Annotated in this window: 7 protein-coding genes; all 7 read left to right on the plus strand. The window is 62.9% G+C overall.

Annotation, left to right across the window (positions count from 1 at the left end; genetic code table 11):
- The first annotated feature begins 15 nt into the window (after window positions 1-15).
- The 7 genes from nusG to GGR03_RS17575 all read left to right on the plus strand — a co-directional run bounded on the left by nusG (window position 16) and on the right by GGR03_RS17575 (window position 6,252).
- On the plus strand, window positions 16-657 hold the full coding sequence (gene nusG / locus GGR03_RS17545) for a transcription termination/antitermination protein NusG (RefSeq protein WP_183210031.1): 642 nt from the start codon (window positions 16-18) through the stop codon (window positions 655-657).
- 152 nt (window positions 658-809) lie between these two features.
- Window positions 810-1,319 carry a terminase small subunit gene (locus GGR03_RS17550; RefSeq protein WP_183210032.1) on the plus strand — a complete coding sequence of 170 codons (510 nt, stop codon included), beginning with the start codon at window positions 810-812 and terminating at the stop codon, window positions 1,317-1,319.
- Window positions 1,306-2,613: a phage terminase large subunit gene (locus tag GGR03_RS17555; protein ID WP_183210033.1), complete on the plus strand. Its 1,308-nt coding sequence runs from the start codon at window positions 1,306-1,308 to the stop codon at window positions 2,611-2,613. Before GGR03_RS17550 ends, GGR03_RS17555 begins: the two co-directional genes overlap by 14 nt.
- A complete protein-coding gene (locus tag GGR03_RS17560) occupies window positions 2,613-3,989 on the plus strand; it encodes a DUF4055 domain-containing protein (protein WP_183210034.1) in 1,377 nt (458 codons plus the stop codon). Before GGR03_RS17555 ends, GGR03_RS17560 begins: the two co-directional genes overlap by 1 nt.
- The gene (locus tag GGR03_RS24790) at window positions 3,986-5,059 is read left to right on the plus strand and encodes a minor capsid protein (protein ID WP_183210035.1); all 1,074 of its coding nucleotides are present in this window, start codon (window positions 3,986-3,988) and stop codon (window positions 5,057-5,059) included. Before GGR03_RS17560 ends, GGR03_RS24790 begins: the two co-directional genes overlap by 4 nt.
- Window positions 5,060-5,405: 346 nt before the next feature.
- On the plus strand, window positions 5,406-5,843 hold the full coding sequence (locus tag GGR03_RS17570) for a hypothetical protein (RefSeq protein ID WP_183210036.1): 438 nt from the start codon (window positions 5,406-5,408) through the stop codon (window positions 5,841-5,843).
- Window positions 5,844-6,075: 232 nt separating this feature from the next.
- A complete protein-coding gene (locus tag GGR03_RS17575) occupies window positions 6,076-6,252 on the plus strand; it encodes a hypothetical protein (protein ID WP_183210037.1) in 177 nt (58 codons plus the stop codon).
- The last annotated feature ends 246 nt before the right edge of the window (window positions 6,253-6,498 follow it).

Here is a 6,498-nt window from a genome sequence, read left to right on the forward strand (position 1 = left end):
CACGAGGAGCCAATAATGTCAAAGCCAGAAGTCAGCCCACCCGACGCTACCCCGGTTCTATCGATGCGGGACAGGACGTCGGGTTATGACGTCGCGCCCGACATCATCGACGTAGCGGCGACGCTCCACTGGTACGCCCTTCAGGTGCCGCCCCAGAAGGAGTTCGTGGCGCAGAAGATCCTTCGTCGGTACGGCCTCAAGACGTTCGTCCCGGTGCGGACCGAGTTCCGGCATTCCAGCAAGAAGTCCCGGCACCTGCGCCTGCCCAAGCAGCCCGTCAGGTTCGCCGTCGCGCCGCGCTACGTCCTGGCCGGCTTCGAACCGGGACGGCCGCTCTGGTTCAATCTCTTCGCCCTCCCTTGCATCTCAGGCGCAGTCGGGATCGATGGTGCACCCATAATGTTGCCCACCAAGGAAGTCGTGAAGCTGATCCGCAGGACGGCGACAGGGGTCAATGCGCCCGAGGCTCAGCGATTCATGCGGACCCATCACGAGTTCGGCGTCGGTGACGACGTCAGGGTGGTCGATGGGCCATTCGAGGGGATGGTCGTGCCGGTGGTGGGGATTGCGCAGGGATTGGCCAGACTGGAGATGAAGCTCTTCGGCGGGGCTGTGGACGATGTGCGCGTTCCCCTTGACTATCTCGAGGCGGCATGAATCTATGCGTGCAGGACGACCCCGGCCTTTGCGGATCACCGCATGTCAGTGCTCGGATCCAGCCCCAGCGACAGCTAGGCGGCACGGATAGGGTCTTATGGGGCTAGCGTTGCTGGCCCCTTTTTTGTTTCCACCACATCACGGACATGGTCATGACGCTCACCGCGAAGCAGCGTCGCTTCGTGGATGAGTATCTCGTCGATCTCAACGCCACGCAGGCGGCAATCAGGGCAGGGTATTCGGAACGTACGGCAAGGCAAGTCGCCTCGGAAAACTTGGCAAAACCTGACATCGCTAAAGCCATATCCGACGCCAAGACAGAACGCTCCGCCCGGACCAGGGTCGATGCCGATTGGCTGCTGCGGCGTCTGGCCGATGAGGCCGAGGCCGATGTCGGGGATCTATATGACGCCGATGGCGCACTCCTGCCCGTCCACCAGTGGCCGCCGATTTGGCGCAAGGGTCTGGTCGCCGGCCTCGATGTTGAGGAGATCCGGGAGGAAGGCGTCGTTGTGGGGTTGATCCGAAAGGTGAAGTTGTCCGATCGCATCCGGCGCCTCGAGCTCATCGGCAAGCATGTCGAGGTGCAGGCGTTCAAGGACCAGGTCGAGACAAGCGGCAACGTCACCGTGAACATCACCGGCCCGGATGCCGACCTTTAGCCTCACGGCGAAGCAGCAGGAATTGCGAAACACCGCTGCCGGCCCTGCACGCCACATACTCGGCTATGGCGGCAGCCGTAGCGGCAAGACCTTCGGCTTCTGCTACTGCGTCGCGACTCGCGCGCTCGCTGCTCCGTCGTCACGGCACCTCATCGCCCGGCTGCACAACATCGATGTTCGCCAAGCCGTGATGATGGACACGTGGCCGGCAATGATGAGGGCCGCATATCCCGGTGTTCCGTACACCCAGAACAAGCAGGACCAGTTCATCACGCTGCCGGATGGGGCGGAGGTCTGGTTCGGCGGTCTCGACGATAAGGAGCGGGTCGAGAAGATCCTAGGGAAGGAGTTCTCGACGATCTATTCCAACGAGTGCAGCCAGATCGCCTACGACACGATCCTGACGCTCCGCACCCGTCTTGCGCAGAACGTGAAGCGGCGAGATGGCCGTGACCTGCCGCTGAAGGCCTATTACGACCTGAACCCCGTCGGTCGTTCGCACTGGACCTATCGGGAGTTCGTCGAAGGCGTCAGGCCGGAGAACAGGCTCCCACTGCCTTCGGGCACCCGTGCCTACGTAACGCTAAACCCTGACGATAATCCGCATCTCCCGGCGGCCTATCTCGAGGAACTGGATACTCTGCCAGAGAGGCAACGCCAGCGCTTCAAGGAGGGGAAGTACCTCAGCGAGGTGCCGGGTACGCTCTGGCCGCAGGACCGCATCGACGCAGCTCGGAGGGCGGCACCGCCGCAGCTGACCCGCGTCGTTATCGGCGTGGATCCGTCGGGCTCGGACGGCATGGGCGGCGACAGCCAAGGTATCGTCGTCGTCGGCAAAGGCGTCGATGGCCATGCCTACGTTCTTGATGATGCGACGTGCAAACGGTCGCCCGCAGGGTGGGGGCGGCAGGTCGTCGATACGTTCGGTAAGTGGCGCGCCGACAAGGTAGTCGCCGAAGCCAACTACGGCGGCGCCATGGTCGAGAGCACGATCAAGCTCGCGGACAGCACCGTGCCGGTGAAACTGGTCACGGCCTCGAGGGGCAAACATGTGCGCGCAGAGCCGGTAGCTGGGCTTTACGAGGACCGCGAAGGCTTTCCGGCTCGCTGTCACCACATCGGTACGTTCGTCGAGCTCGAGGACCAAATGGCGATGTTCACGACGGATGGATACCAGGGCAGCGGGTCGCCCGATCGTGCCGATGCTTTGGTCTGGGCGCTGACGGAACTGATGGTGAAGTCTGAACCCAAGCCGGGGTCGGGGCGAACCCAGACCATCGTGGGTGCATACTGATGGCGGTCGACGCAAAGCACCCGGAATGGCAGGACCGGGCGGACGAGTGGCGCGAGATGCGCGTGACGGCCCGCGGCGCCAAGGCGGTAAAGGAGGCAGGCGAGGACTTCCTGCCGATGCCTTCCGGCTTTCGGGTTCAGGCAGATAGTGGCCGCGCCATGTATGGCGCCTATCAGAAGCGGGCGCAGTTCCCGGAGATCGTTGCCCCCACGATCCGCGGAATGGTTGGCGTCATCCACCGTACCGAAACGCAGATCGAGATGCCGGACGCGATGCTCGGGATATGGGAGCGTGCGACATCGGACGGGCTCGCGCTCGAGGCGTTCCACCGCCGCATCACCGGCGAGCTGCTGCTGACTGGCCGGTACTCGATCCTGGCTGACGCTGCCTCCGAAGGGTCCGACCTGCCATTCCTGGCCGGGTACTCCGCCGAGGCGCTGATCAACTGGAGCACCGATCGAGACTTCTACGTGCTCGACGAAAGCGGGCTGGAGCGCAACGAGTTCGAGTGGTCCAACAAGAAGCGGTACCGCGTGCTGCGGCTCGTCGATGGGCGCTACGAGGTCGAGACATATTCCGGCATCGAAAAGGACGCCGACGTTCTCCAGCCAACCGCACGCGGCGGCCAGAGGCTTGATGGTATCCCCTTCGTGGTGATCGGCCCCCGCGATCTTGCCGTTGCGCCTGAGGAACCGCCACTGATCGGCGTGGCGCGAGCTGCACTGGCGATGTACCGCCTCGACGCTGACTATCGCCACCAGCTCTACATGAGCGGCCAGGAGACGCTCGTCGTCATCAATGGCGACGCGCCGGAGGCCATCGGCGCCGGGGTAGTGATCACCCTAACGTCAGGCCAGGGCGAGGACGGAAAGGAGTTCACACCGGACGCAAAGTATGTCGGGCCTTCAGGTACGGGGATCGCGGCGCACCGCACTGCGATCCAAGACGAGCGTGAGAATGCGGTGGCGGCCGGGGCCCGTATCTTCGACAGTGCCAAGAAAGCTGCTGAGAGCGGGGAGGCGCTCCGGCTTCGGTATGCGGCTCAGACGGCCACGTTGACGTCGATCGCCCAAGCCAGTGCACAGGGACTGGAGAAGGCGCTGCGGCACGCCGCGGTGATGGTCGGTGCTGATCCCGAGAAGGTCGTGGTGAAGCCGAGCCTCGACTTCATGGACAGCACCATGTCTGCGCAGGAGGCGCAGCACCTCGTCACGGTCTGGCAAAGCGGCGCCCTGTCGAAGCAGACGCTCTACGAGAACCTGCAGCGCGGGGAGATCGCCAGTCCGGAGCGCTCGTTCGACGAAGAAGAAGAGTTGATCACGTCCGAGGGGCCGGAGCTCGGGCTCGTCGGCCGAGAGGATGAGGTGGCGGCGTGACCGTCAACGAGGATCTGCTAGACGGCGCCGTTCGCCATCAGGTCTATCTCCAGCGCTTCTCAACGTCGACCGTTCGGAAGCTGATCGGCCTTCTGAACCGGAGCGACGTGGACCTCGTCGCCCAGATGACGAAATACGATCCGATGGATGTCTCGGGCGCATGGTCGCAGAAGCGGCTCGCAAAACTTCTTGAGGCGATCCGGGTTGTGAACCGGGATGCTTATCGCCTCGTCGATCGAGAGATCACGGATGTTCTGCGGAACCTCGCGATGTACGAAGCGGGGTTTCAGGCGCGGGCAATCTCTTCGACCCTGCCCATCGCTATTGACATCGTGACGCCGTCCGCGGAGCAGCTCTACGCGGCGGTCAATTCGCGCCCCTTCCAAGGCCGGGTGATGAAGGAGTGGGGTAAGGATCTCGAGGCAGCTGCATTCAGCCGGGTCAGGGATGCTATCCGGCAGGGCTATGTCGAGGGACAGACGACGGACCAGATCGTCCGGCGCATCCGTGGAACTCGGGCTGCGAAATTCGAGGACGGCATCCTGCAGATCAATCGCCGAAGCGCCGAGAGCGTCGTGCGGACCGCGGTCAACCACACCGCCAACGTCGCTCGGCAGGAGACCTACAAGGCAAATGCCGACCTGATCGCGAAGGTGCGTTGGGTGGCTACATTGGACGGGCGAACCTCGGCCGTTTGCCGCGGCCGAGATGGGCAGACGTTCTCCCTTGATAGCGGACCGCGCCCGCCGGCGCACTTCGGTTGCCGGTCAACGACGGTTCCGGTGACGAAGAGCTGGCGAGAGCTCGGCTTCGACATCGACGATCTACCGCCAGGCACACGGGCGAGCATGAACGGGCAGGTGCCGGCAACGGAGACCTACCAGTCATGGCTCAAGCGTCAGCCCGCGGCCTTCCAGGATGACGTGCTGGGCTCGACCAGAGGCGCTCTATTCCGCAAGGGTGACCTGCCGTTGGATCGGTTCGTCGATCGCAACGGGCAAGAGCTGACACTGGACCAGCTGCGGATGAAGGAAGCTGGCGCTTTTCAGAAGGCGGGGCTTGCGGCATAGTCCTAGGGTGAAAGACGATTTCCGAGACCGATCGCACCTGACAGCCGTCGAGGGAGATATTCCTCACGATGCTCCCGCTGTGCCGTGGAGACGTCAGTCACTTGCTGAAAGCGAGCAGGTGACGTGCTGGCAGTGCAAGAAGGACATCGGTATCGCGACGAGCGCGGTGATCGAGGTCACGGTCGCGCCGCGCCGGACGCCACGGAACACCAAAGCCGGCGGGACGAAGCAATGGGCCTGCGCTCACTGCCTTGCACGCGGGAAGGTGACGAAGCTGATCGGATAGGCCTCGTCACCCATTGGCCATCATCTGCCCCGATCGTCATTTGATCATGGAGGAGATGACATGAGGATCAGTCGAGCCAGCCTTGCATTCGCTGCCATGCCGCTTCTGATGGCCGGTACTGCCAGTGCCACGGACCGGGATGACGCAGAACATGAGTTGCCAGAGCCTGTCGTGATCATGGAGGCCGAGCCGCCGCCACCGTTCACATATTGGGCGCCGGAAGGCTCGACGATCATAAATCATCCCCGCGGCGATGGGGTGTGGATCGCGGAGCAGGAGGACGGTCCAGCCGTCTATTACTACGGAGACCAGTGCAAGGCTTCGGAGTTTCAGAAGTACGTGGGGATCGCCCTAGAGTCCTTGCCGACTGAAGCGCCGGGCCACCAGCTTCGCTTCGCCTGCACTGAATGCGCTGTGACATCGGAATTGAAATTCGAACGGATGAATATCTGGTTCGATGAGGAAACGGATACCATAGAGGAGATTTCCTGCGGGTAGGCCCTGCGGAAGCTCGCGCGCTCGCACCTATTCTCTCGGGGTTTCGAAGCGGGCCTGCAGCGTGACGAGCGGTCGGCGGAGGAAGATCTATCGTTTCTTTATCGCGAGGATGTCGAGACCGATCCGTCAGGGCGGGGCTGTTGCCGGCCAAGTTCATACGCCCGCAACCGGTTGTCCGGGAACATCAGTGCTTCTGCAAGCTTGTCTCTTGGCGAACGCGAAGGAGCCAGACATGTCCAAGACCGATCCAGTGACTGAAAACCCAAACGACAAGATGCCGAAAGGCAAGCCGCGCGACCCTGATCGCATCGTCTCTGAAGACGACGCCGGATCTGCGCCGATCGAGCAGGAGCAGCAGGACGAGCGCGACGACGACTTGCTGAACGGCGGTCCCTCAGTCGGGCCGTGAAGGCAAGCAGACCCGTCGCGACAGCCCGCTAGGCGAGCCTGAGCCGACAAGACCCGACGGTGGTCAGGCTATCAGATAGGCAATCGCCTTATCGTAGATCGAATTCGAAGGCTCGCCATCACGGCGGGCCTTTTACATTGGAGGCAGCCACGCCGCAGCTTCGCAAGAAGCCGGTCGTCATCGAAGCACGGCAGCTTTCCAGAGAGAATGGGATTGAACTGGCGCACTGGTCAGGCGGCCGATGGA

The organism is Aurantimonas endophytica, assembly GCF_014196845.1.
In the GTDB taxonomy this organism is placed as follows: Bacteria; Pseudomonadota; Alphaproteobacteria; order Rhizobiales; family Rhizobiaceae; genus Aurantimonas; species Aurantimonas endophytica.

What these genes read in the sequence shown, in the direction of transcription:
- nusG (WP_183210031.1), top strand. Translation starts at nt 16, where the DNA reads ATGTCAAAGCCAGAAGTCAGCCCACCCGACGCTACCCCGGTTCTATCG.
- GGR03_RS17550 (WP_183210032.1), top strand. Translation starts at nt 810, where the DNA reads ATGACGCTCACCGCGAAGCAGCGTCGCTTCGTGGATGAGTATCTCGTC.
- GGR03_RS17555 (WP_183210033.1), top strand. Translation starts at nt 1,306, where the DNA reads ATGCCGACCTTTAGCCTCACGGCGAAGCAGCAGGAATTGCGAAACACC.
- GGR03_RS17560 (WP_183210034.1), top strand. Translation starts at nt 2,613, where the DNA reads ATGGCGGTCGACGCAAAGCACCCGGAATGGCAGGACCGGGCGGACGAG.
- GGR03_RS17570 (WP_183210036.1), top strand. Translation starts at nt 5,406, where the DNA reads ATGAGGATCAGTCGAGCCAGCCTTGCATTCGCTGCCATGCCGCTTCTG.
- GGR03_RS17575 (WP_183210037.1), top strand. Translation starts at nt 6,076, where the DNA reads ATGTCCAAGACCGATCCAGTGACTGAAAACCCAAACGACAAGATGCCG.